Source organism: Methanotorris igneus Kol 5 (genome assembly GCF_000214415.1).
Lineage (GTDB): Archaea > AGJL01 > Methanococci > Methanococcales > Methanococcaceae > Methanotorris > Methanotorris igneus.
The window spans coordinates 1565356-1590440 of sequence record NC_015562.1 but is presented as its reverse complement, the minus strand read 5'-3'; the positions used below and the strand labels follow the sequence as shown (position 1 = coordinate 1590440).

General features: G+C 33.8%; 21 protein-coding genes and 1 pseudogene. 4 read left to right on the top strand and 18 right to left on the bottom strand.

Going from position 1 to position 25085, the window contains the following annotated elements:
• Positions 1-132: 132 nt before the first annotated feature.
• The 17 genes from METIG_RS07820 to dcd all read right to left on the bottom strand — a co-directional run bounded on the left by METIG_RS07820 (position 133) and on the right by dcd (position 20809).
• A complete protein-coding gene (locus tag METIG_RS07820; RefSeq protein WP_013799675.1) occupies positions 133-705 on the bottom strand; it encodes a 30S ribosomal protein S7 in 573 nt (190 codons plus the stop codon).
• 12 nt (positions 706-717) lie between these two features.
• Positions 718-1164: a 30S ribosomal protein S12 gene (locus METIG_RS07815; protein WP_013799674.1), complete on the bottom strand. Its 447-nt coding sequence runs from the start codon at positions 1162-1164 to the stop codon at positions 718-720.
• Between the two features lie 148 nt (positions 1165-1312).
• Positions 1313-1903, bottom strand: a complete 591-nt coding sequence (locus tag METIG_RS07810; RefSeq protein ID WP_013799673.1) for a NusA-like transcription termination signal-binding factor — start codon at positions 1901-1903, stop codon at positions 1313-1315.
• Positions 1903-2220, bottom strand: coding sequence for a 50S ribosomal protein L30e (locus tag METIG_RS07805; protein ID WP_013799672.1), 318 nt, complete (start codon positions 2218-2220; stop codon positions 1903-1905). The genes METIG_RS07810 and METIG_RS07805 overlap by 1 nt, the downstream gene beginning before the upstream one ends.
• Positions 2221-2439: 219 nt before the next feature.
• Positions 2440-5034 (bottom strand): DNA-directed RNA polymerase subunit A'', encoded by a 2595-nt coding sequence (locus METIG_RS07800; RefSeq protein WP_013799671.1) that lies wholly within the window; start codon positions 5032-5034, stop codon positions 2440-2442.
• A 40-nt stretch (positions 5035-5074) separates the two neighbouring features.
• Entirely contained in the window at positions 5075-7744 is a 2670-nt protein-coding gene (gene rpoA1, locus METIG_RS07795) for a DNA-directed RNA polymerase subunit A' (RefSeq protein ID WP_048055594.1), read from the bottom strand.
• Positions 7745-7844: 100 nt separating this feature from the next.
• On the bottom strand, positions 7845-9686 hold the full coding sequence (rpoB, locus tag METIG_RS07790) for a DNA-directed RNA polymerase subunit B (RefSeq protein WP_013799669.1): 1842 nt from the start codon (positions 9684-9686) through the stop codon (positions 7845-7847).
• Positions 9687-9780: 94 nt separating this feature from the next.
• Complete coding sequence (locus METIG_RS07785) at positions 9781-11292, bottom strand: DNA-directed RNA polymerase subunit B'' (protein WP_013799668.1); 1512 nt, start codon at positions 11290-11292, stop codon at positions 9781-9783.
• Between the two features lie 96 nt (positions 11293-11388).
• On the bottom strand, positions 11389-11622 hold the full coding sequence (locus tag METIG_RS07780; protein WP_013799667.1) for a DNA-directed RNA polymerase subunit H: 234 nt from the start codon (positions 11620-11622) through the stop codon (positions 11389-11391).
• Positions 11623-11814: 192 nt separating this feature from the next.
• Positions 11815-12669, bottom strand: coding sequence for a tryptophan synthase subunit alpha (gene trpA, locus METIG_RS07775; RefSeq protein WP_013799666.1), 855 nt, complete (start codon positions 12667-12669; stop codon positions 11815-11817).
• A 47-nt stretch (positions 12670-12716) separates the two neighbouring features.
• Positions 12717-13922, bottom strand: coding sequence for a tryptophan synthase subunit beta (gene trpB, locus METIG_RS07770; protein ID WP_013799665.1), 1206 nt, complete (start codon positions 13920-13922; stop codon positions 12717-12719).
• A 418-nt stretch (positions 13923-14340) separates the two neighbouring features.
• A complete protein-coding gene (locus METIG_RS07765; protein ID WP_013799664.1) occupies positions 14341-15096 on the bottom strand; it encodes an ABC transporter ATP-binding protein in 756 nt (251 codons plus the stop codon).
• 11 nt (positions 15097-15107) lie between these two features.
• Complete coding sequence (locus METIG_RS07760) at positions 15108-16154, bottom strand: FecCD family ABC transporter permease (RefSeq protein WP_013799663.1); 1047 nt, start codon at positions 16152-16154, stop codon at positions 15108-15110.
• A gap of 136 nt (positions 16155-16290) precedes the next feature.
• On the bottom strand, positions 16291-17337 hold the full coding sequence (locus METIG_RS07755) for a methyltransferase (RefSeq protein WP_013799662.1): 1047 nt from the start codon (positions 17335-17337) through the stop codon (positions 16291-16293).
• A 27-nt stretch (positions 17338-17364) separates the two neighbouring features.
• Positions 17365-18513: an iron ABC transporter substrate-binding protein gene (locus METIG_RS07750; protein WP_013799661.1), complete on the bottom strand. Its 1149-nt coding sequence runs from the start codon at positions 18511-18513 to the stop codon at positions 17365-17367.
• A 212-nt stretch (positions 18514-18725) separates the two neighbouring features.
• Positions 18726-20102, bottom strand: a complete 1377-nt coding sequence (locus METIG_RS07745) for a PFL family protein (RefSeq protein ID WP_013799660.1) — start codon at positions 20100-20102, stop codon at positions 18726-18728.
• A gap of 95 nt (positions 20103-20197) precedes the next feature.
• On the bottom strand, positions 20198-20809 hold the full coding sequence (dcd, locus tag METIG_RS07740) for a dCTP deaminase (RefSeq protein ID WP_013799659.1): 612 nt from the start codon (positions 20807-20809) through the stop codon (positions 20198-20200).
• A gap of 242 nt (positions 20810-21051) precedes the next feature.
• Between dcd and METIG_RS07735 the strand changes: the two genes are divergently transcribed.
• From METIG_RS07735 to METIG_RS09655, 4 genes and pseudogenes are all read left to right on the top strand, one after another.
• Positions 21052-22503, top strand: a complete 1452-nt coding sequence (locus METIG_RS07735; protein WP_013799658.1) for a flippase — start codon at positions 21052-21054, stop codon at positions 22501-22503.
• Entirely contained in the window at positions 22497-23153 is a 657-nt protein-coding gene (locus METIG_RS07730) for a class I SAM-dependent methyltransferase (RefSeq protein WP_013799657.1), read from the top strand. The genes METIG_RS07735 and METIG_RS07730 overlap by 7 nt, the downstream gene beginning before the upstream one ends.
• A gap of 12 nt (positions 23154-23165) precedes the next feature.
• A complete protein-coding gene (locus METIG_RS07725; protein WP_013799656.1) occupies positions 23166-24236 on the top strand; it encodes a glycosyltransferase family 2 protein in 1071 nt (356 codons plus the stop codon).
• Positions 24237-24474: 238 nt separating this feature from the next.
• Positions 24475-24629, top strand: a pseudogene (locus tag METIG_RS09655) (IS6 family transposase); the annotation flags it as partial.
• A gap of 71 nt (positions 24630-24700) precedes the next feature.
• On the opposite strand, the gene METIG_RS07720 reads toward METIG_RS09655, so the two are convergent.
• Complete coding sequence (locus tag METIG_RS07720; RefSeq protein ID WP_013799655.1) at positions 24701-25066, bottom strand: DUF1616 domain-containing protein; 366 nt, start codon at positions 25064-25066, stop codon at positions 24701-24703.
• Positions 25067-25085: the final 19 nt, after the last annotated feature.

Below are 25085 nucleotides of genomic sequence, written 5' to 3'. Positions count from 1 at the left end.
ACTTTTTGTTTTGTTGTTTTTTATTTAGTATTTTATTTGGATTATAGACATAGTTTTAAATTTTTATTTTTTATTTTTGAGATAAAAGAGTTAATTGAAAAAGCTAAATTGGAAAAATATAAAACATATTGATTATCTTGCTGATTGAGCAACTCTTTCTGTTTCTTCTTTTTTCCTGACAGCGAAGCTTCTTTGAATGTCTCCTTTTGCAGCAGCAATTATTTCTTCTGCTAAGCATTCAGCAATGCTCTTTTTGTTTTTGTGTGATGCCTGCCATGCACCTAATGCGATGTTTCTTAAAGCAATATCTAATCTTCTTGATGGTGATGAGTCAACAGATTGTAAGTAAGTAATTCCACCATAGGAGATTCTTGTTGTTTCTTCTCTTGGACCAGCGTTTTCTAAGGCATCAACTAAAACTTGGATTGGGTTTTGTTTTGTTCTTTTTTCAATAATTTCAAATGCTTCTTCAACAATTTTTAATGCTTTGAGTTTTTTTCCAGTGTTGTGTTCCTTTCTCATTATTTTGTTTGCTAATCTCTCAACAATGCTCATTTTAGCTTTATCAAATTGTTTCTTTGTAAATCTACCTGCTGTGTGTGGAACATAAATTGGTGTTAAGTTTATGTATCTTCTTAAACTTGGATCTCTAACAACAACCTCTGTAGGATCCCACTTACCAAATATTTTAATTTCTTCCAACATCTCACCCCAAATTTATCTTTTAACTTTTTCTTGTCTTCCTCTAACGAGCTCTCTTAATGAGTTCTTACCGACCATAATGACCTTATATTTAACTCCTGGAATGTCCCCTTTTGCTCTTGGCCCTTTTGGTCCCCCAATACCTTCAATAATAACTTCATCGTGTTCATCAATGAAGTTTATAGCGTGGTTTCCTGGACAGAATGCTGTAACAACTCTACCGTTTTTGATTAACTGAACTCTAACACACTTCCTAATAGCAGAGTTTGGCTGCTTTGCCTCTAAACCAACTTTTTCAATAACAATTCCTCTTGCCATTGGAGCTCCTTCTAATGGGTCATATTTTTCTTTTAATCTCAATACTCTTCTGACATAGTTGTAGTCATGCCATCTACATTTCTTTCTTTTCAATCTTAACTTTCTTCCAGCAAATTCCCCTCTTGGTGATTTACTTCCTGACATCTTCTCACCATTTTACGATTGTTTTTTAATTTTAATGTTTTTTAATTTCTTATTTTTATTTTTAGTAGTTCCAATTATAACTTATATTCATGTTCATCATTTAGTTTCATTTATATATTTATTTATTGAATAAGATTTGGTTTAATATCTATTGGTTTTCTTCTGTTGTTGTGTTTGTTGTTTCAGTTTGTTGTTGTTCAGTATTGGTTTCTTCAGTTTTAGTTGCTTGAGCTTGCATTTCTACTGATTCTTTGCTTGTATCTCTAAGTACTTTTTTACCCCCAAATCTTTTTCTGAATGGCCTCCTTCTATTTCCTACAATGACCCTTATATTCTTTACGTCGGTGTGTCTTCTTGCAATTTGCACAGCTCTTTCAATGTTTCTTCCTCTGTTTCCAATAACTGCTCTTCTAAATTTAGGATTTATTCTTACATATGCTATTAATTCCCCATTAATTTTTTTGAACCAAACGTCTTCCAATTCTATTGGAGCAAATATATTTTTGATGAATTTTTTAAGGTCTGATGAATATTCTATGATGTCAATCTTTTTACCAAATTTCTCCATGGCGGTTTTTACGTTTTCTCCACCTTTCCCAATTGCTGCACCTATATCTCCCTCTTTAACAACAAATACAATCCTATCATCATCACAAATACAATCGATGACAGTTGCACCGCTTAATTTTTCAAAATAACCAATTTTCATAATTTCTTCTGTTGTTAACCTAACTTTCATTAAATATCACCTGAATTTCCTTCTTTTATTAAACTCAAAATATTTGAGTTCCCTTCTTCGAGGACAAGAAGTGCAGCAACTGGGAAAGGTTTCCCACAGATAGCCCCTAATTCTAATGATGTTACATTGTGGGTATAAACTGGAATATCTGAGAGTTTTGCATAGTATTTTACATCCTCTTCAAGTTCTTTTGGACAGTTACCAGCAATAATAACCAATTTACCTTCTCCGTGTTTTATGAATTTTATTGTTCTTTTTGAACCTAATATAACTTTTCCAGTATCAACCGCAGTTCTAATTGCCTTATTTATATCCATTTTCACTCCTCCTTCTCATTTTTTACTCCGGAGGATTTTTCCTCCAAAATATTTTGTTTGATTTTAAGCGTAAAGGTTTTGAATGTGTTGGTTATAATAGTTCAAAGTTATTTTTATACTTTTTGTATACGGACATGATTTTGAAATGTCATTTTAAAACAACAAAAATGGTTTAAACAACAGTTAGAATATATCAAAAAATAAAAGAGTTTAAATATATTAATTATCTCTATCTTCGGCAACCTTATTATTTAAGTTAGTAGTATTTATACTTTTACCCTCTTCATAGTCCCTATCAATATACAACTTAACACACCCAGTTCCTAAGTAGATTGGCTTACCTACAATAACGTTTTCAATAACTCCCTTCAACTCATCTTTATAACCCCTAATCGCCGCAGTATATAAATGTTTAACTGTCTCCTCGAATGCCGCCCTCGCCAAGACAGATGCTTTTTCTCCACCGACCCCATGCCTACCTATTGGCTTAACTTCCCCATCTGCTGTCATAATATCTGCCACAAGCATCAAGTGCCTTATATCAACATCAAGACCCTGCTCTTCCAAGGTTGATTTCATCTCATTTATAATTGCATTCCTTGCTGCCTCAATTCCAAGAACTTCCTGAATCTCTATAATGTTGTTTGTTATAGTTCTTGTTTTATCTACACCCTCAATTTTAAAGACCTCTTTCAAGTTAGAACCTTCACTGTAGAGAACGTATTCATCCCCTTCTTTTTTAATTATAACCCTTTCAATATTTGGCACTCCTTTCAACTGCACAGACCTAACTTTTGGCAATCTCTTTCTTAAAGTTTTGAGAGATGGGTTCTTTATTTTTAAATATAACTTATTTCCATCAACCTCAATTTTTAATTTCAACTTTTTCTTAATTGCGTCAACAACATCATCTATGGTTAAATCCCTACTCCTTAACCTATCTTCATCCAACTCAATGGTTATACACTCCCTTATTAAATCAATACTGACACTTTTGGAAACTGTATCGACGGTAGTACTCTCAATTTCCTTTGCGACTTTCTCTGCTTTTGCCCTATCGTATCTATAGTCCTCCTCCAAATAAATTGTCATCATTGGTGTTGATGGTTCCTTTCTCGCATCAACAATCTCAATCATCCTTGGCAAACCAAGAGTAACGTTAAGTTCCGCGACTCCCGCATAGTGGAAGGTTCTCATCGTGTTGTGTGTGATCAAACCTTCGGCCGTCGTGAAAGTTTCCAGACCTTCAACGCTTAAATCATAGACATAGCCATCGTAGTTGACTTCCTCTATCGATACTATTTCATCCCAGATGACATCACTCTCTACGGCTTTTCTAAGAACCTTCAACTCTTCCAATTCAACGTTTTTCGCTCTAGCGAGCTCTTCAAGTTTTGTAAGATGCCTTTGCAAGGTAGTTCTTCCTATCTTCTGCTTTCTGACAAACTTCCTCGCGTAGTGCAACGGATATCCGAGCTTTTTAGAGGCATCTAAAAGTGCCGAACCTATCGATGGGATCACGTCTATTAGATCGTACGTGGTTTTAGATTTCAGCGATTCAACAAGTTTCTCAAGCTTCCTAGCCTTTTCTGGAATGGAGGAACCTATCTCCTCTGCAAACCTCTTAGCGTACCTGTAGGATATCTCGATTCCGTACTGTCCCTTTACCCTTCTCTTAACGCAGAATATTCCGAACCTTGTTAGTAACAGGGCTATTTCGTCTATCAGATCTTTGGATGATGAGAACGCTCTAATCGTCTTTCTTTCAACGCTTACACTTCCGTCTCCGTCGAAATAACCCTGCAATATACCTCTGACGAACTCCTTCTCAGCGCTAAACACGAAGTCTGGAATCTTCTTCTCCTCTGCATTACTACCAAAGTTCTGGACGAACTCACTTAGAACTGAAGAGTACAACCTTATGTCATGACTCTTTGAAAATCCGCTGTGGTTATCGTATTCAGCCGTCTTAATACCAAGTCTCTCCGCCAACTTTCTGACTATTTCGATGACCTCCTTGTTTGTATTCGAGATCGACACGAAGTATTTCGTTGAATAGCCGTCTGCTAGGTATATACCCAAGAAGTATCCGAGGTCGAAGTCCAATTCGAGCTTTCTATCAATAACCTTACCGTTGATCGGCTTTATTGAATCACCAGAAACTGGATAGCTGACGAACTCAGCTAGGTCGATTGCGGATATGCAGTTCAATGGCATGTACCTTATCGCCGGAATCCTATCTCTAACCTTGAGCTTTCTACCCTCTATGGGCACTACTTTATTGTTCTGCCTGACGACGAACGAGTGATAAGGAGTTGCGGTGATTACTCTTCCAGACCTCGTCTTAATCCTTATGAGTTTCCCGCTGAATCTGTGCCTTATAACGCTTGTAATTCTCTTCCAGTGGACTTTTTCGTCCTGATCCAGGCTCAGTGCGTAGACATCTACTGGCAAATCGCAGATTTCATGAACTCCCTGCTTAACGAATCCAAATTTCTCTATGCATTCATCAACAAATCTGCCGATCTCAACTAATCTGACGTTCTCTCCTTCCTTAATTACGATCTTCTCATCATAGGGCAAGGACATCTGAGTACCTGGCTCACCAATGGACTGTGCTGCAACAACCCCAACAGCTTCCCCTGGTTCAACAAGTGTCCTCTTATAAGCTTTAACTGTCTCTTCAATAATTTCATCAATAATTTTTTCATCCGTTATGTTCTCTTTTACAAGTTTGCTTACCAATTCCTCTTTTAATGAAAGTGGCAACTCCGTATTTTCAACTTTTTTCTTAATCATTTCCGCTAACTCCATGTTACCCACCGATGAAAATTATTTGACAAAATTGCCCCAATTATTCTTCATATTTTGCCTTAACTTTGGTTATTATTTTGTCAATATCAACTGCCTTACCATGGTCTGCTTTTGATGGATCTACTCCATCTTCTCCATAGACAAATTGAATTATTGTTCCTCTTGAGTCTCTTACAGTTCCATCATACTCTGCCCTTAAATCTTGGAGAGCGTTAATTAATCTTCTCTGCATGTAACCAGATTGTGCAGTTCTAACAGCCTGGTCAACAAGACCTTCCCTACCTCCCATTGCGTGGAAGAAGTATTCAATTGGAGAAAGTCCTTTCTTATAACTGCTTCTAACAAACCCGTGGGATTTTGCATCTAAGCTACCTTTTTTGAAGTGAGGAAGGACTCTGTTTCTATAACCTCTGAAGATCCTCTGACCCCTAACAGATTGCTGCCCAACACATGCGGACATCATTGTGATGTTCAAGAGAGAACCTCTTGCCCCAGTCCTTGCCATCAGTGCTGCATGGTTATCTTTACTGAGGTATCTCTCTGCAACAGCCCCTGCTTCGTCCCTTGCCTTACCTAAGATTTTCATAATGTATGCTTCCCTACTCTCCTCTAAGCTTCTTCCTGGCAATGGTTCAAGTTCTCCATTTTCATATTTTCTAATAATTTCGTTAACTTCTTCCTCTGCCTTATCAAGGATTTTTTGGATTTCTTTTTCTGCCTCTTCTGGAATATCCTCATCATCAATACCTGTTGTGAATCCTTTTATCATTATTGCTCTTATTGCCATTTTTGTTGAGCTGTCAAGGAATTTTCTTGCTTCTTCTGAACCAAATTCCTTAACTATTGTATCTAATATAATACCTGCCTCTGCCCCAAATCCGTTTTTATCAACAACTCCTTTTATTAACTCTCCATTCTTAATTACAACATAAGCATCGTGTGGACAGTCCTCTTTTTTACATTCATCACACTTCTTACAAATCTTTGCCCTATACTTTAAGTTCAATCCTTTTGGTAATGCTTTGCTGAATATTTTCTTTCCACTGTATAAAGGAATTCCGTTTTCAATCTTATCTGGTTCCCACAACTCGTCCTTAATTCCTCCACTTCTCAAGATGATTGAAGCTTCATCCTTTGTGAAGTATGATGACGTTAAAAGGTAAGCTCCAGTAATGTAGTCGTGAATTGCCCCGATAATTGGCCCTCCAAACCTTGGGGAAAGGATGTGTTTCTCAACTAACATCAATGCCTCTGCCTCTGCTCTTGCCTCTTCTGATTGTGGAACGTGAAGGTTCATCTCATCTCCATCAAAGTCAGCGTTATATGGTGGACAGACACAGAGGTTGTGCCTAAATGTTCTATATGGAAGGACTTTAACTCTGTGTGCCATAATAGACATTCTGTGCAATGATGGCTGCCTGTTGTATAAAACAATATCCCCATCCATTAAATGCCTCTCAACAATCATTCCCTCTTCAATATTTTCTACCCAGAAATCTTTGTTTTTCTCAGTTATTTTTATTTTTACCTCTTCTTCCCTTCCATCTCTCAACTTTACTTTTTTAATGACGTAATTTACCCCTGGGTGTTTTTCAGAACCGTTTTTAAGGAGTTCTCTGATTTTGTCAATGTTGTATTTTGTAACCTTTTCTGGGACAGTCAATTCCTTTGCAACGACCTCTGGAACCCCAACTTCGTTAATACTCAAACATGGGTCAGGGGAAATGACAGTCCTTGCTGAGAAGTTAACCCTCTTACCAGCAAGGTTATGCCTAAACCTACCTTCTTTACCTTTTAACCTTTGAGCCAATGTTCTTAAAGGCCTTCCACTTCTGTGCCTTGCTGGAGGGATACCTGGAGCTTCGTTGTCAAAGTAAGTGTTGACGTGATACTGCAATAAGTCCCACAAGTCCTCAATAATTAAGTTTGGAGCTCCTCCCTCAATATTCTCTTCTAATCTTTGGTTAATTCTTATAATATCAACTAATTTGTGTGTTAAATCATCCTCACTTCTCTCTCCACTCTCCAATGTGATAGAAGGCCTTACTGTAACTGGTGGAACTGGGAGAACTGTTAAAACCATCCACTCTGGTCTCATAACCTCTGGGTTCAATCCAAGTAATATACAATCTTCATCTGGAATCTTCTCAAGAATTTCTCTAACGTCTGAAGGCGTTAATAACTTTTCAGTTTTTCCGTCTATTTGGTAGTAGGTTGTTGGCTTTTCATATTTGATGTCATACTTTATTTCTCCACAGTGTGGACAGACATTAGCTTTTGCTGCCTCTTTTAATACCTCCTCACAAACTTCCCACTTGTCTCCACCATCTTCCTCTAATTTTTTCATTTTTTCGAGATATTCTTTTATCTTGACTTCATTTATCGCTATCCTTCCACAGTGTGGACAAACTGCCTTTAAAATCTTGTAAATATCCTTTGCAAATCCTATATGGATTACTGGCTTAGCCAATTCTATGTGTCCAAAGTGTCCTGGACAAGTTCCTACCCTACCACCACATGTCTTACAAACTAAACCAGGGTCAATAACACCCAATCTTGTATCCATTAAACCTCCATCAATAGGATAACCATCATCATCGTAAGTGTCTGCAGTTACAATCTTAGCAACAGACATCTTTCTAATGTGTTCTGGGGACAACAAACCAAATATAATTTCCCCAATTTCCTTTGGGATTTCATATCTGTCCATCATTTCACCGTTATCCTAAGTTTTATAATCCAAATTAAATACAATTTAAATTTTCTTTGTAATTAACAAAAACAGAAAATGATCAGAAATTTAAAGGAAATTAGTCAACTTTGTCCTTTATTTTCAATTTTGGATATATACACATACTCTTTAACTCATCCAGCAACAACTTGAATGCATAAGGTATTCTGACAGATGGTATCTTTCTGTTGTCATGCAACTCCTCTGTTTCTCCACAAATTGGACAGTATTTAATTCCTCTTCTGTGGTCAAAGATTGCTATTTCACCACAGTTTACACAGATGTATTCGTCATCTGGGTCGGATTCATCAAGTAACCTCTCCTTCAACAACATAGCGGCTCCATGACCAACGAGAACATCCCTCTCCATTTCCCCAAACCTTAAACCACCTTCCCTTGCTCTACCTTCAGTTGGCTGTCTTGTAAGAACTTGGACAGGACCTCTACTTCTTGCGTGGATTTTTCCTGCAACGAGGTGGTGCAATTTCTGGTAGTATACAACTCCAATGAATATCTCAACTTCAAATTTCTTCCCAGTTTTTCCATCATACATAACTTCTTTACCATGATGCTTGAATCCATACTTTTCAAGAGTTTTTCTTAAATCCCATTCCTTCTCTCCACTGAATATTGTTCCGTCAACTCTTCTACATTCCAATGCTCCAACTTTACCCCCAATCATCTCTAAAACTTGCCCAACGGTCATCCTTGATGGAATTGCATGTGGGTTAATTATCAAGTCTGGAACTATTCCACTTTCGGTAAATGGCATGTCTTCTTGTGGAACAATAAGACCAATAACCCCTTTCTGCCCGTGTCTTGATGCAAATTTATCTCCAAGTTCTGGAATTCTTAAATCCCTAACTCTAACCTTCACCAATCTGTTTCCTTCTTTTGTTTCAGTTAGGATAACACAGTCAACAATACCTTCTTCTCCATGTCTTACTGTTACAGAAGTATCTCTTCTTTGAGATTTTGTTTGAAGAGATATCTCATGCTCCTCTAAGAACCTTGGTGGGGATGTTTTACCTATAATGACATCTCCGCTTTTAACTTCACATTCTGGCTCAACTAAACCATCCTCTCCAAGGTTTCTGTAAGCTTCCTCTGCCCTATAACCCCTAACACCTTTTTCTGGAATTTCAAACCTATCAACTTGTCCTCCTGGGTATCTCTTCTCATAGCTGTCATAAGTTCTGAAGAAGGTACTTCTTCCCAATCCTCTATCAATTGCTGCTTTACTAATGATAAAAGCATCCTCCATGTTGTATCCTTCATAACTCATTATCGCTACAACGAAGTTCTGCCCTGCTGGCCTCTTATCGAAGCCTAAAATCTCTTGGTGTTTCGTCCTTACAATTGGAATTTGTGGATAGTGAAGGATGTGCCCTCTTGTATCCAATCTCCATCTAAAATTGCTCATTGGGATTCCAAGAGACTGCTTACCCATTGCTGCTGCCATTGTAATCCTTGGAGCGGAGTTGTGTTCTGGATATGGTGCAACCCCTGCCCCAACTCCAAGTATTGATAATGGGTCAATTTCAAGGTGTGTATGTTCCTCTGTTAATTCATCTTCATAGACAGCAATGTATGCGTTTTCTTCCTCTTCAGCATCCAAATATTCAATAACCCCTTCTTTAACCAAATCAGAGAAGGTTATTTCCCCTTTCTTTAATTTTTCAATATGCTCTTGTGTTAACTTTGGTTTTCCATTTTCTACAACAATCAATGGCCTAACAGCCCTACCACCATCTGTAGATATGTGAATGTCTCCGCTTTCTTCGTTATATGCTATTGAAGTAAATGGGGAGAGCTCCCCATTTCTTCTCTTTTCTCTCAAAAATTTAACTAATTCTTCTGGTTTATCTGTTGTTCCCATTAATTTTCCATTAACGTATACGTTTACTTGTTTTTGAACCAAGGTTTTCACCTTTCAAATTGAGGTTTTTATTTTTAGGAACTGTAAAGAAGTTAAAGAAGTAAATTGATTTGTAAAATTTGGAATATTGTGTAAATTAATTATCAAATGTCTCATTTTGGTTTAATCCAAATTCCTTAAGTAGCTCTATAACTTTACTATCATCTTCATCTGTTGTAACCTTACACATCAATGCGAAGTTCTTAACGAGACCACAGTTTGGACCCTCTGGTGTCTCTGATGGACAGATTTTACCCCACTGTGTAGCGTGCAAGTCCCTTGCCTCGAAGTGAGGTTGGGATCTTGATAATGGTGAAACTACTCTTCTCAATTGAGATATTGTTGCTAAGTAACTTGTTCTGTCCAATAATTGGCTAACCCCTGTTCTTCCACCAACCCAATTACCAGTAGCCATCGCATGCCTAATTCTCTCTGTCAAGACATCACTTCTAACAGCTGCTTGAATTGATGGTTCTTTGTTTCTTAAAGTCTGTCTTTCTAATTGGTATTTTATGTCTTTTACAAGTTGGGAAAATGCATACCTAAACAAGTCCTCCATTAATTCCCCAGCTAACTTTAACCTCTTATTTGCATAGTGGTCCTTGTCATCCTCAACCCTTAAACCTAAGTAAAGTTCAATGGCAGTTTTAGCCATCTTCCCTAAATACCAGCATTTCTTTATTAAATCCTCTTTCTCAACCCCTACGTGTGGGAGGAGATAGTTGCACAAAACAGTTTCTGCCCTTTTTAGTCTATAATCTTTTGGTTGTCCTGGAGCTACCCTTTTACCAATGTATTCTAATGCATCTTCTCTCGTGTAAACGTTATGCTCTTCCCTCATATCTTGCAAGTTTGCAACTAACTGCATAACAATATCTGGATCATCTGAAATCATTTCAATGATGTCTCTATCGCTCTCTGCCCCAAGAGCCTTCATTAATATCATGAGTGGAACATTTCCGGGCATTCCTGGGAAGGTTGCATATAAAAGCCCATCTGGATGTCTCTCAACTGTACATAATGCCCTAAAACCGTGCCTTGTGGAGAATACTTTTGCAACATCAATTATTTTGTTGTTTCTCTCAACTTTCTCACATAAAATCCTGTTTGGAATTAAATCTTCTTGAGTAACCAATACCTTCTCTGAACCGTTAATGATAAAGTATCCAAATGGGTCTTCTGGATCTTCTCCAAGTTCGATTAACTCTTCTCTTGATTTTCCATATAGGTGGCAAATCTTTGAACCGAGCATTACTGGAAGTTCACCAATATAAACCTCTACAGTTTCCCCTTCTCTCTCGTCTTCACCTTCTCCAATTATCGGAGTCATTTCAAGATAGAGAGGAGCTGAGTATGATAAATCCCTAATTCTCGCTTCCATAGGGGTTATTTTCCTAACAGAACCATCAGCCTCTTTTGTTATTGGCTTCCCGACTCTTATTTTCCCAAATTTTATTTTATATCCACCTTTAATTTCTGTCTCTAATATACCAACTTCGTCAACAATTTTTTGAAGTTTGTTCTCTATAAAATCGTTATAAGAGTCGATATGGTGCTTAACTAAACTATGCTCTTTAAAAAATGCATCAACAAGGACACGGGATTCCATAATCAGCCACCTTATATTTTTTAGAGTTTATTTAAAACCAAATAAATTAATCCCAAAACTAACAAATTAAATAAACTAAAATAAAATTCAGTATATTTAAGGTTTCCTAATGACCAACCTATAAGCAACGGTCTCCCCTGCTGTTGGACTTTTTCTTGTAATTTTGATGACGTCACCTTCTTTAGCCCCAATTTCCTTTACAACAGGATCGGTATCAAAAATTTTAGGCAATTGCTGTATTTTTATCCCATACTTCTGCAACAACTTTGGTACTTCTTCTTTTGGGACTATCTCATGTTTTGGAACCAATATGTGGGATGACACTTTCACGGTTAGGCCTCCTTAAAACTTGAAAATAATCTTAATGATTTGCCATAATTTTAATAACAAACATAAAATTTATAAAAATTTATAAATTTATAAATAATATTCCCAAAAACCACACTCAAACGCATCAATTAAGATAATTAATTCTTATATTTATTGTTTTCCATTATCCATATATTTCTATATGCAATTTTATCATTTTTTTGTTTTTACTTTGTTCTTCACCAAAATTTTTTGTTTTGTCCCCTCTTTTAATTCTTTAACAAATTCCTCTAACTCCCTCAAAAATGCCTCTTTATCTTTAATTTCTCCATTTTCATCCAAATACTTCTCAACAATCCTTACTATTGCACTACCAACAATTGCTCCATCCGCATATTGTGTTATCTCCTCAACGTGTTCCCTCTTTGAAATCCCAAATCCAACGCATATTGGAACATTTGAGTATCTTGCCACTCTTTTGACGAGTTCCTTTGTCTCTTCTTGGACTTTCTCCCTAACTCCAGTAATTCCAGTTACTGAAACAACATAAACAAACCCACTACATTTTTCCAAGATTCTCTTTAGCCTCTCGTCTGGAGTTGTTGGAGCAACCAAAAATATCAAATCAACACCATATTTTTTGCAGATGTTGTATAAACTTTCTGCCTCCTCAATTGGCAAATCAGGAACAACTAACCCATCAATCCCACATTCCTTACATCTTTTCACAAACTCCTCTTCTCCCATGTTAAATATTATATTATAATAGGTTAAGAACACCTTTGGAGTGTTTGGAGCTTTCTCATCCAACTCTTTAACAAGTTCAAATGCCTTTAATGGATTCATTCCTTTATTTAACGCCCTTACATCTGCCTTTTGAATTGTTGGACCATCAGCAACTGGATCTGAAAATGGAATACCAATTTCAACAATATCCGCTATATTTGCAATAACTTCAAGTGCTTCTTTTGAAATCTCCAAATTTGGATCTCCTCCAACGTAAAATGCGACTAATGCCTTTTCATTTTTATTTTTTAACTCCTCAAATTTCTCTGCTAATCTACTCATCTTTTCACCAAAATTATAAATTTAATTTAGTCAAAATTTAATTTAGTTTATAATATTTTTCCTAACGCCTTAGCAACCGTCTGCACGTCCTTATCTCCTCTTCCAGATAGGTTTATAACCATTATATCGTCTTTATCCAACTCTTCTGCTAATTTAAATGCATAAGCAACAGCATGGGAACTTTCCAATGCAGGCAAAATACCCTCTAACTTGCACAACAACTGAAATGCCTCCAACGCCTCATCATCGGTAACATATACTGCCTTTATTCTCTCCTCATCCTTTAAGAATGAAAGTTCTGGGCTAACTCCTGGGTAATCTAAACCAGCAGAAATACTGTAACTTTCCTCAATTTGTCCAAACTCATCCTCCTTAACATACATCTTTGTTCCATGCAAAACTCCCACTCTTCCAGCACATAGAGATGCCCCATGTTTTCCAGTTTCTATTCCTTTTCCTCCGGCCTCAACTGCATATAACTCAACGTCATCATCTAAAAACTCATAAAATGCCCCAATAGAGTTACTTCCTCCTCCAACACATGCTAAAATGCAGGTTGGTAATCTACCTTCTTTTTCAAGGATTTGCTGTTTAATCTCTTTTCCTATGACTCTTTGGAATTCCCTAACCATCATTGGATATGGGTGAGGGCCGAGTGTAGAACCAATTAAATAATGAGTATTCCTAACATTTGTAACCCAATCTCTCAAAGCCTCATTTACCGCATCTTTTAATGTTTGGGAACCGCTGACAACAGGAACAACCTTCGCTCCCATTAATTCCATCCTAAAAACATTCAACTTCTGCCTTTCCATGTCCTTTTTCCCCATATAAATTACACATTCCAGGCCTAAATTTGTCGCCGCTGCTGCAGTTGCTATTCCATGCTGTCCCGCACCAGTTTCGGCAATAATTCTTGTTTTCCCCATTCTCTTAGCCAATAATGCCTGACCAATAGCATTGTTTATTTTATGTGCTCCTAAGTGAGCTAAATCTTCCCTTTTGAGATAAACTTTACATCCCAATAACTCACTTAATCTCTTCGCATAATAAAGAGGGGTAGGTCTTCCAACATATTCTCTCAAATAATACTCAAATTCTTCCCTAAAATTACCCTCATTGTTTATCCAAAATCTTGTAAATGCCTCTTCTAATTCCTCAATTGCTGGCATTAAGGTTTCAGGGACAAATTTACCCCCATAAATACCATATTTTCCATTTTTATCCGGATATTTATCCTTATACTTCTTCAAAATAACACCTCTTATTTCATAATTTTAATGGCTCATATATACATATCGACTGAACAAAAATTTAGGCAATGCTCATCTGTATAATTTTTGGCAAAATCTTTTTAGGTTTGCCGTTAAAAATGCCATGGTTTTATCGTGTATTTAAGATTTTTGCTTTTTTAATAGTTGGGTTTTGATAGGATTTTTTAGTATTCAAATCAAATAAAGATTGTATTTTATAAATTCCTATATTGCTATTTTGACAGTTTCGAGTTAAGAGGTTTGATATAGTCGTTCTACAATTAGATGGCAGTTAATCTAACTATAGTCTAAATTAAAATTTTGTTAAATTACCTAAAATTTAAAATTTGATATTATGGTCAGTGCCGTAATTTGTAGAACGACTATAATTTTCCAAGTTGTGTTTATAAAATATTCATTAATAGAGTGGAATAACAACAGGAATCCCATTATAGTACTTCACATCAACACTGACCCCATAAACAGCTTCAATATTCTTAGGGTTTATTACCTCTTTTCCTCCTTCAGCAAATATTTTCCCATCTTTTAACATTATAAATTTATCGGAATATCTTAAAGCAAGGTTCAAATCATGTATTACAATAATTGAGGCAATATTTTTAGATTTAGATATATTTCTTATTACCCTCAATATTTCCAGTTGATTCTTTAAATCTAAGTTGTTTGTCGGTTCATCCAATAAAAGAACTTCTGGCTCTTGAACTATAGCCCTTGCAATTATAACCTTCTGTAGTTCTCCACCACTTAATTCATTTGTATATCTTAAAGCATAATCTTTTAAATCCATAATTTCCAAAATTTCATTCACTAAGTTGATATCTTGTTTAGACACTTCCCATTTTATATGAGGTTTTCTTCCTAAAAGTATGGTATCAAATACTGTCATATAACTTCCATCTGATTTTTGTGGCACATATCCTATTTTCTTTGCAATCTCCAAGTTGCTTAACTCATTTAAGTTATAATTATCAATTAATATAACCCCTCTTTTAGGTTTTAGAATCTTATTTATACACTTTAATAATGTTGATTTTCCACAGCCGTTGGGGCCTAAAATAGAAACAACCTCTCCTCTATTAACTTTAAATTTTACATTTTCCAGTATTTTTCTACTCTTATACGAGAATTCAACCCCATCCACTGAAAGAATCATAATTATCACTTTTATTTCCTATACATTTTAATAAGCAGGTATAAAAACATAGGGGCTCCCATAAATGAAGTTAGTATTCCAACAGGTAACTCTATTGGAGACATCACTGTTCTTGCAAGAGTGTCACTTATTAGCAATAAAACTGCACCAAATAGAGCTGATATTGGGATTAAAAATCTATAATCCCCACCAATAAATATTCTAACTATGTGTGGGCAAATCAAACCAATAAATCCAATAATTCCTAAAAATGCTACATTTACAGATGTTAATAGTGAGGCAATAAGCATCCCAATCAATCTTGTTCTCTCTGTATTAACTCCTAAAGATTTTGCAGTCTCCTCCCCAGCCTCTAATGCATTGTAATCCCAACGCTTATAGATGAAGTAAATTAACGCAGAAATCATAACTGCAACCATAATATATATTTCAGTCCATAAAGGCCTACTTAAATCCCCAAATGTCCAATAAACCATTGCAGCAAGTTGTAAATCATCAGCAAAATATTGTATAAGTGTAGTGCCTGCAGTGAATAAAGAGCTCATAGCAACTCCTGCTAAAACCATTGCCTCAGGAGTTAAGTTTCTTAATTTCGCAAGAAGTAGCACTACAAAAACCCCTATTAATGCCCCAATAAATGCAAATATTGTAATAATATATGGATTATTTATGAATATATGTCCTGTACTCTCTGCACCACCTACACCAAAAATTATTATTGCAAGACATGCTCCAAACATTGCTCCATGCGATATTCCTATAGTGAAAGGGCTGGCTAAAGGATTCCTCAATATGCACTGCATAACTGCCCCTGCAACAGCCAAAGACATTCCTGCAACTATTGCTGCAAAAATTCTTGGTAACCTTATATTCCATATAATTAGGTTTACACTCTGGCTTCCTTTGCCAAAAAATGCACTGATAACTTGGCTAACTGTTAGTTCATAATTTCCAACAATTAGGGAACATATAGAGCTTAAAAATAAAATTATTAGAAGGGCAATTCCAAACATTATTCTTTTTTTAGTGTATTTGCTATATTTTTTTACAACATCCATAATTATCACATAAATTTTATTATTATTTGGATTAGTTTACATTAAAAGATATTATGAGAATATTATTAAAAATTAGATATTTAATAACCAAATGTTGATAATAGAATACCAAAAAATTTTATTCTTAATAAAAATTTCAGATTTTCTTAGCAACAATCATTTTTGTGCTTGAATAGTATTCATTATCTAAGAGCTTAGACATATCCACAATATCCAATATTTCAAATCCAATACTTTTTAAGTAACTTATATACTCACTAAATTTTAAATCTCCTTCAAAAGTATATCTTAATTTATTCTTTTTAAGACCTTTTGGTCTGAAAAAGTTCCACTCCATATTATTTAGATAATCCATAATATTTTCTTCTACTTCTAAAAAAAATTGTTTATTTATAAATAACCCACCTTTATTTAATGAATCATACACTTTTTTGGCAATTTTAGGGTTTTTTCCTCCAGGATTGTAGGAGGTGAAGATTATATCATAACCACTTCCAATATCATCCCCATAAAAATCTCCTGCAATTGTAAAGACGTTTTTTGCATTATACTTTTCAATGAATTTTTTTGTTTCTTCAATAACCTCAGGTAAATCAAATACATAACATTTTAAATTTTCATTCAGCATGCTAAATCCAATTGCATACAACCCATGCCCACCTGCTAAATCTAAGAGTTTTTTGGCATTTTTAAATTCATCATACTTTGACACATAGTCCAAAACTTTTTTCAACTCCCAACATTTGCATTCATCAGCCATTCTCTTAATAACTTTTGAAAACATTTTTCCTAAACTTTCATTTTTATTTTTTAGTTTATTTTCTAAGATTAACTTCAAATTTTCCCAGTTTTTGATATTTTCAAAATAATAATTAAGTGGAGTTATTATATTAAATTCTGAATCTCTTCTTAGATATATATTTGCTAAACCCCTATTCCTATACTTATTATCTTTAAACTCAAGAATACCAAGTTTATGTAAGATTTTTAAAATGTACTCTGTTAGGAAAGGATCAGTTTTTAATCCTCTTGCTAACTCTTCAGCAGATTTAAATTCATCCAAATAATCAAATATATTTAAATCCAATGCAGTTTTCAATAGATAAAATATTCTCGCATTTGAATAAACTTCTTCAAAAAGTTTTAACAACTCTTTTGGATTTTCTTCAGGAAATTTTAGCATCAATCATCACCAAAAAAAGAAGTATATTTATTTAAACTCCAACTTTTTGAACCCTCCAAGTTTCTCTTTCATTACACTATAAACTGGCTTCCCTACAAGGAAAGTATATATCTCATCTGCTTTTTTCTCAGGGTCTATATCTTCAAATCTGTCTGGGTAGATTACTTTTCCTATGAAGTATGCATCTGCTAGTGCTGTGCCTACATTTGTTGTATAGAAGTTGTAGGGCAATAATCCATAAACATTTCCATTTTTAAATGCCTTTAATGAATTATAATAGTCTGGATTTTTCTTATAATCTTCTATAACAAGTTTTAGTCCACCTTCATCAATAAATATTATATCTGGATCCCATTTTAAGAGTTGTTCTTTATTTATGAATACATGGGAAGATTGATTCAATTCATCAACCACATTTTTAGCATTAACTGCCATAAATGGAGGATAATTACAAGACGTACTCTCAATTCCATGCATTCCTTTAAATCCTATTCCTCCAACATAAACCTTTGGTTTTTTACTATCTGGAATATCAGAAGTTCTATTGTTTAAATCAGTTAGGCAATCTTTTATAAATTTAATAACTTCTTCTGCCCTCTCTTCTTTACCCAATATTTTTCCTGCGAGCTCTATTGATTTAAATAAATCTTTATTATTGAATGTTGCCAATCTACCATAACTTAAAACAACAACAGGTATTCCTGTCTTTTGCTGTAAATCATCTGCCTGCTCCTTTGTTATGTAGCATGCAAATATAACATCAGGATTAACTTTAATAATTTCTTCAGGGTATGGTTTTGGGTTGGGTCCTGCTTTTCCAATAGTTGGAAGGTTTGCAAACTCTGGATGGGCTATTCTATATGGTCTCCCATATATGCTCCACTTTTTTTCACTATCCTCTACTCCAACAACCTTGTCTGTTGCATTTAAGTAGGTAATCAATCTCAAACACCCTGGACCAATTGCCACTATTCTATTTACTTCCTTTGGAACTTCAACTTCTCTTCCAAGCATATCTGTTATTTTTATCTTTTCTGTATTTTCACTTAAACTTGTTTTTCCTGTCGATGCTTGTGTTGTTATATTTGAGTTAATGCCGGTTTTATCCATACATCCACAAAGTCCAATGGATGCAACAGCAACTATTAATGAAATTATAATTATTTTTTTCAGCATTTTATCCCTCCATTACATATATTAAAAAATAAAATATTAGTAAATAATAAAATACTCTAAATGGTTATTACACTGGATATAAAACATGGCATATAAATAATTTACTATTTTAACAAAGGTATTAAGGATATTTAGAATTAGTAATTGTGAAACAGGAGGGTGTTAATTGCAATAAAAACAGTAAGAAAACCACACAATCCAAAGATAATTTTTTAGTTCGTCAATGATTGAATTGGGGCAGGTATTCTTCCTCCTCTATTTATGAATTTTTCTGAGGAAAACTCATTAACAGGCATTATTGGAGCTTTTCCAAGCAATCCACCAAAATCAACGTAATCTCCAACGTCTTTTCCAGGAACTGGAATTATTCTAACTGCGGTGGTTTTTTTGTTTATAACCCCAATTGCCATCTCATCTGCAATAATTGCAGCGATTGTTGATGCAGGAGTTTTTCCAGGGATTGCTATCATATCCAAACCAACAGAACAAACACACGTCATTGCCTCTAATTTCTCTATTCTTAATGCTCCCGCCTCAACAGCTTCAACCATCCCTGCATCTTCACTTACTGGAATAAATGCCCCGCTCAAACCACCAACATAACTTGTCGCCATGGCTCCTCCTTTTTTAACGGCATCATTTAGCAGTGCAAGAGCAGCAGTTGTTCCATGGGCTCCACATTTTTCCAATCCCATTGCCTCTAAAATATTTGCAATACTATCCCCTCTTGCTGGAGTTGGGGCTAAGGACAAATCAACAATACCAAACTCAACACCAAGTTCCTTTGCTACCTCTCTCCCAACTAACTCCCCAACTCTTGTAATTTTAAAGGCCGTCTTTTTAATTTCATTGCTCAAAGTTCCCAAATCAGCATCTGGCATCTTCTCAACAACTGCCCTCACAACCCCTGGCCCTGAAACACCAACATTCAAAACTGCATCTCCTTCCCCAACACCATGAAATGCCCCAGCCATGAATGGGTTATCCTCTGGAGCGTTTGCAAATACTACAAGTTTTGCACAACCAATGGCATTTTCAGTTCTTAGAGATGTTTCTTTAATTATTTCACCCATCCTTTTTACAGCATTCATATTTATACCTGATTTTGTAGTTGCAACATTGACAGATGAGCAAACCTTTTCAGTTTTTTCCATCATATATGGGATCGAATCAATTAATGCTTTATCCTCTTTAGTTGCACCTTTATGAACTAATGCGGAATATCCACCAATAAAATCAACTCTGACTTTCTTTGCTGCTTTATCGAGTGTTTTTCCAATTTCAACACATGCGTTTATTTTTTCCTCTCTGCTTAAGTCCCTTATCGCACTACCTATTATAAGGCTTATTGGAGTTACTGCTATCCTTTTGTTTACTATTGGAATTCCATATTTTTCAGAAACTCTATTGGCAACTTCAACAAGGTTCTCTGCAATGGTTGTTATTTTGTTGTAGATGTTCTCTTTCAATGTGTCTAAATCCTCACTTATACAATCTTTCAAATTTATCCCTAATGTTGTTGTCCTAACGTCTAAATTTTCATATTCAATCATCCTTATTGTCTCTATGATTTCTTCAGGAAGAAACATAAGACCACCGCTAATGATTTTTATTATTTTTATTTTTAAATTTTAATCTTTAATCTTTTTAATTTTTTAATACATTATTTATTTAATCTATTTATTTAATCCCTCTGCTTATCTTTGTATATTAAGGATGGCATGACTGTTTTTTGATAAGCGTATTTTGAACTTTTTCTCTCCGAGTAACCAATATCAGCAGGAGATAAAAGTTTGCTAAATATCAACTGTCCTATCCTCTGATTTACATATAAAATAACGGGCCTATCAAATGCAACAATCTCCAACGTTATCTTTCCCTTAAATCCTGCATCAATCCAGCCAGCGGTTTGATGGGAAGTTAAAAAAACTCTTCCCAAACTACTCCTTCCCTGATATTGGGCACAGATATCATTTGGCAATTCAATATATTCATTCGTCGTCCCTAAAACTCCTCCTTCAAAAACATAATCAACATTATATTTTTCTTTAAAATATTCCTCTTTTTCTTCTGTTAGGTTATAATTGAGTGGACAAACCAATATTGAGTTTTTTATCTTTATCCTCTTATATCCTAATTCTTTCTCCAAATCATAAACCTCATCATTATAAACAATAAATTCATCACCCAAAGTTACGTCATAACTACACGGCCCAACGTTATCTGGATTAAACGGCTCTATAATAATCCTTTTTGATTTGACATAATCAAAAATGTCCTTGTCGCTTAATATCATGGTTTTCACCAAAATCAAAATTCTAATTACCAATACAGTTTTCCTTTTCCCGATTGGATGATGTTAAGTTCCTTACAGTATAGTATATATATAATTATGAGGTATGTGTATATTGTATTATAAACTTCTCCAAAATGGGATCTTTCCAGTATCTTTATATTGGGGCATTTTTAATTTTTGGCTATACGTTTAGTTTTGGTGCGAAATAATTTTTAGAATACCACAGGTTAAATGTGAGTAGTATGGGTGTAGCAAAAAGGATTGCTAAAAACACAGGGATTTTATTTGTATCTAACATTATATCCAAATTTTTTGGTTTTGTTTATACAGTTTATATGGCGAGGTATTTAGGGGCAGAAGGGTTTGGTATTTTGTCTTTTGCTCTTGCATTTACAGGAATGTTTGGCATTATTGCTGATTTTGGATTACAACCTCTAACTGTTAGGGAGGTTGCGAGAAATCCAGAGTTAACTGGAAAATATTTGGGGAATATTGCAGTTATAAAATCTATTTTGGGGATAATTACATTTATATTAATTGTTTTAACTATAAATTTAATGAATTATCCAGCAGAAACTGTTTATGTTGTTTATTTAGTAGCATTTTATGTTTTAATTGGTTCCTTTAACAATATGTTTTATTCTATTTATCAAGCCCATGAAAAAATGGAATATGTTGGTATTGGAAATATATTAAATAGTTCTTTGATGTTGTTGGGTGTTTTTACTGCCATGTATTTAGGGTTTAATGTTGAAGGATTTGCGTATATTTATTTAATTTCGGGAATTGGGGTTTTATTATACAATATATGTGTTACATTATGGAAGTTTGTTAAGCCAAAAATTGAAATTGACTTAAAGTTTTGGAAGGAATTATTAAAAGAGGCTTGGCCGTTTGCATTGAGTGGTTTTTTCATTACTGTTTATTACTGGATAGATTCTGTAATGCTATCATATATGGTTGGGAATTTGGTGGTAGGGTGGTATAATGCAGCGTATAGGATTATCTTAGTATTTTTATTTATCCCCATTATTGTAAATGCGGCCATATACCCAATAATGTCTAGATATTATATTACATCAAATAAATCATTAAAAATCATATGTGAAAAATATTTTAAAATAATGCTTACAATTGGATTACCCCTTGGGATTTTAATAACTGTTTTTGCTGAGGAAGTAGTATTATCAATATTTGGGCAAGATTATCATGGAACAATTATTGCATTAAAAATATTAATATGGGGTTTAGTTAGTATTTTCGCAAATGCTCCATTTGTAAAATTATTTGAGTCAATAAATAGGCAATCACTTGTAACAAAAGTAACTGGTTTTGCGATGGTAATGAATATTATATTAAATATATTATTGATACCAAAATTTAGCTATATTGGGGCCAGTATAACGACGTTAGTAACTGAATTTACAATTGCAGTTTTTGTTATTATTCTTGGAATTAAGTTGAAGTATGTGGAATTTGCCAATATATTAAATATTCTAATTAGATTAACTGTTTGTGGAATATTCATGTTTGTATATTTAAAAATAAGTGTATTATTTTTAGGAACCATCATTTCAGCCATTTCTTCGTTGATTGTGTATTCATTACTTTTGTATATAATGGTATTAGACAAAGACGATAAAAAAATATTAAAAAATTTATTTAATAAGAAAAAAAGGTGGATATTATGTTAAAATATGCTACATTAAGCACTAATCCATATAGTTCTCATATGAGGATTGTTCAATTAGTTGGAAATAATAAAAAAGTGTTAGATGTTGGATGTTCTGCAGGACATCTTTCAAAAGTTTTTAAAGAAAATGGATGTGAAGTTGTAGGTATAGAGTTAGATGACGAATCAGCAAAAATAGCAAGAAACTATTGTATAGATGTAATAAAAGGGGACGTTGAAACTATAAATTTAAATTACCCTGATGAATATTTTGATGTTATTGTTTTTGGAGACATATTAGAACATTTAAAAAACCCACAAACTGTTTTAATTAAACTTAGAAGATACCTTAAAAAAGATGGATATATTGTGTGTTCTATACCTAATATTGCCCATATAACTGTCCGTTTAATGCTACTTATGGGAAAATGGGAATACGAAGATGTGGGACTTTTAGATAGAACACATTTAAGATTTTTTACTAAAAAAACTGCAATAAAGTTAGCTGAAAATGCAGGATTTAAAATAGAGGAAGTTTATCCAACCCCATGGATTCCATTTTTTAGATTGAGAAAATTACATCCAATTTTTTTAAAAATAGAATATACTATAACTAAAATGCTTCCTACATTATTTGCACTTCAGTTTGTTATTAAAGCAAGGAAGATTTGAAGGTGAAAAATTATGGACCCAAAAGTATCCATAATAATCTTAAACTGGAATGGCTGGAGAGATACAATAGAATGCTTAGAATCTTTATACAGGATAAATTATGATAATTATAATGTTATTGTAATAGATAATAACTCAGAAGATGAATCCATAGAAAAAATTAAACAATACTGCAATGGAGAGATAGAGGTTAATTCAAAATTCTTTAAATACTCTAAAGAAAATAAACCCATAAAAGTCTTTGAACTTACAGAGGATAAAGCAAGAAATGGTAAATTTTTAGATAAAGAAAAATATGAACAATTAAATCCAAATAGAAGGCTAATATTAATTAAAAATAAAGATAATTATGGATTTGCAGGTGGAAATAATGTAGGCATTAAATTTGCTCTGAATGTTTTAAATCCTAAATATGTTTTACTTTTAAACAATGATACAGTTGTAGATAAGGATTTTTTAATTGAAATGGTTAAAGTGGCTGAAAGTGATGAGAGGATTGGAGTAGTAGGACCAAAAGTATATTTTTACTCAGAACCAAATAAAATTCAAACTGTTGGAGTATCTGTAAAAAAGAACCCATTTAATATAGTGAATATATGGAATTATAATATGATAGGTTATGGTGAGATAGATAATGGACAATACGATGTAATAAAACAAATTGATTCTTTAGTGGGATGTTGTATATTGGTAAAAACAAAAGCAATTAATGAATTTGGACTGTTAGATGAAAAGTTTTTTTTATATCATGAAGAAAGTGACTGGTTGTTTAGAATATCAAAAAAATATCTAATGTATTGTACCCCACTTTCTAAAATTTGGCATAAATATTCTGCGAGTTCAGGTGGTGAGTTTTCACCTACTGTTGTATATTATACAACCAGGAACTCAGTAATATTTGCAAAAAAGCATAATAATTTTTTTAATTATTTATTATTTTTAATTTGGTTTTTAACTTATAAACATGCTCGAAGATTTATTAACTTTGTTTTTTTGAAAAGAAAGCCTTATTTGTTAAAGTATTATTATAAAGGAATTTTAGATGGAATTATAGGGAAGTATGGAAAAAGAGATTTAAGATAATAACATCTAACTTTCTCCAGTATTGTAGGTTTTATTTTAATATCATAATAGACAGTGTCAAGATACGTTTTAATATTTAATCCACAAAAATAGTAAATATGGAGCTCACGATAGAAGCAATAAAGGAACGAATTAAAGAGAAAAAGCTCTTTAAGCGAAATAAGATACTAAGCCCAGATGATGGACGTGGTATCCTTAGGCATTACAGAAGTTAGGCTTATAATTCAGAAGAATTTGATTTAGACTGAGAAACTGTGTAAAAAGCTTCTTTTCAGTGCTTAGAAGAAGAACTAAAAGGTTCTTTAATAGATTTCTTACGAATAGTAGTTTTAAAACGGTTTTATTTGGGTTAAAAGCTTTATAATGTTTTACAATTTTGGTAGAAGTCGTTAAGTTGACACTCCCAAATTTTTGAAAATAGGACGGGATTGATTTTATTAAAGTTAGATTTTAAGTGTTTATGGTTATTTGTAGTTATATGCTCGCATAATAAATAATAGCATTGAAAAAAATATATTCCATAACGATATAGTTAGTAATATAGTATATTCTGAAATAATATAAATTAATGATAAAACAAATCCCAACAATCCAGTTATGCAAATACTCAACCCTAATGATAATCCAAATTTTTCTAAATTATTAAATATTTTGTTATTAAAAAATAATGTGTTTATTAATAAATAACCTGGAAAAAACAAAACCATTAAACTTCCAAAAATAACTCTAAGTATATTATATTTTTCAAAGACCATATAATAACTTACAATAATCAGACATAAAAGTATAAATATTATGTCAATATTTTGTATTAATAAGCGTTTATCCATTATATCACCAAAATCATGG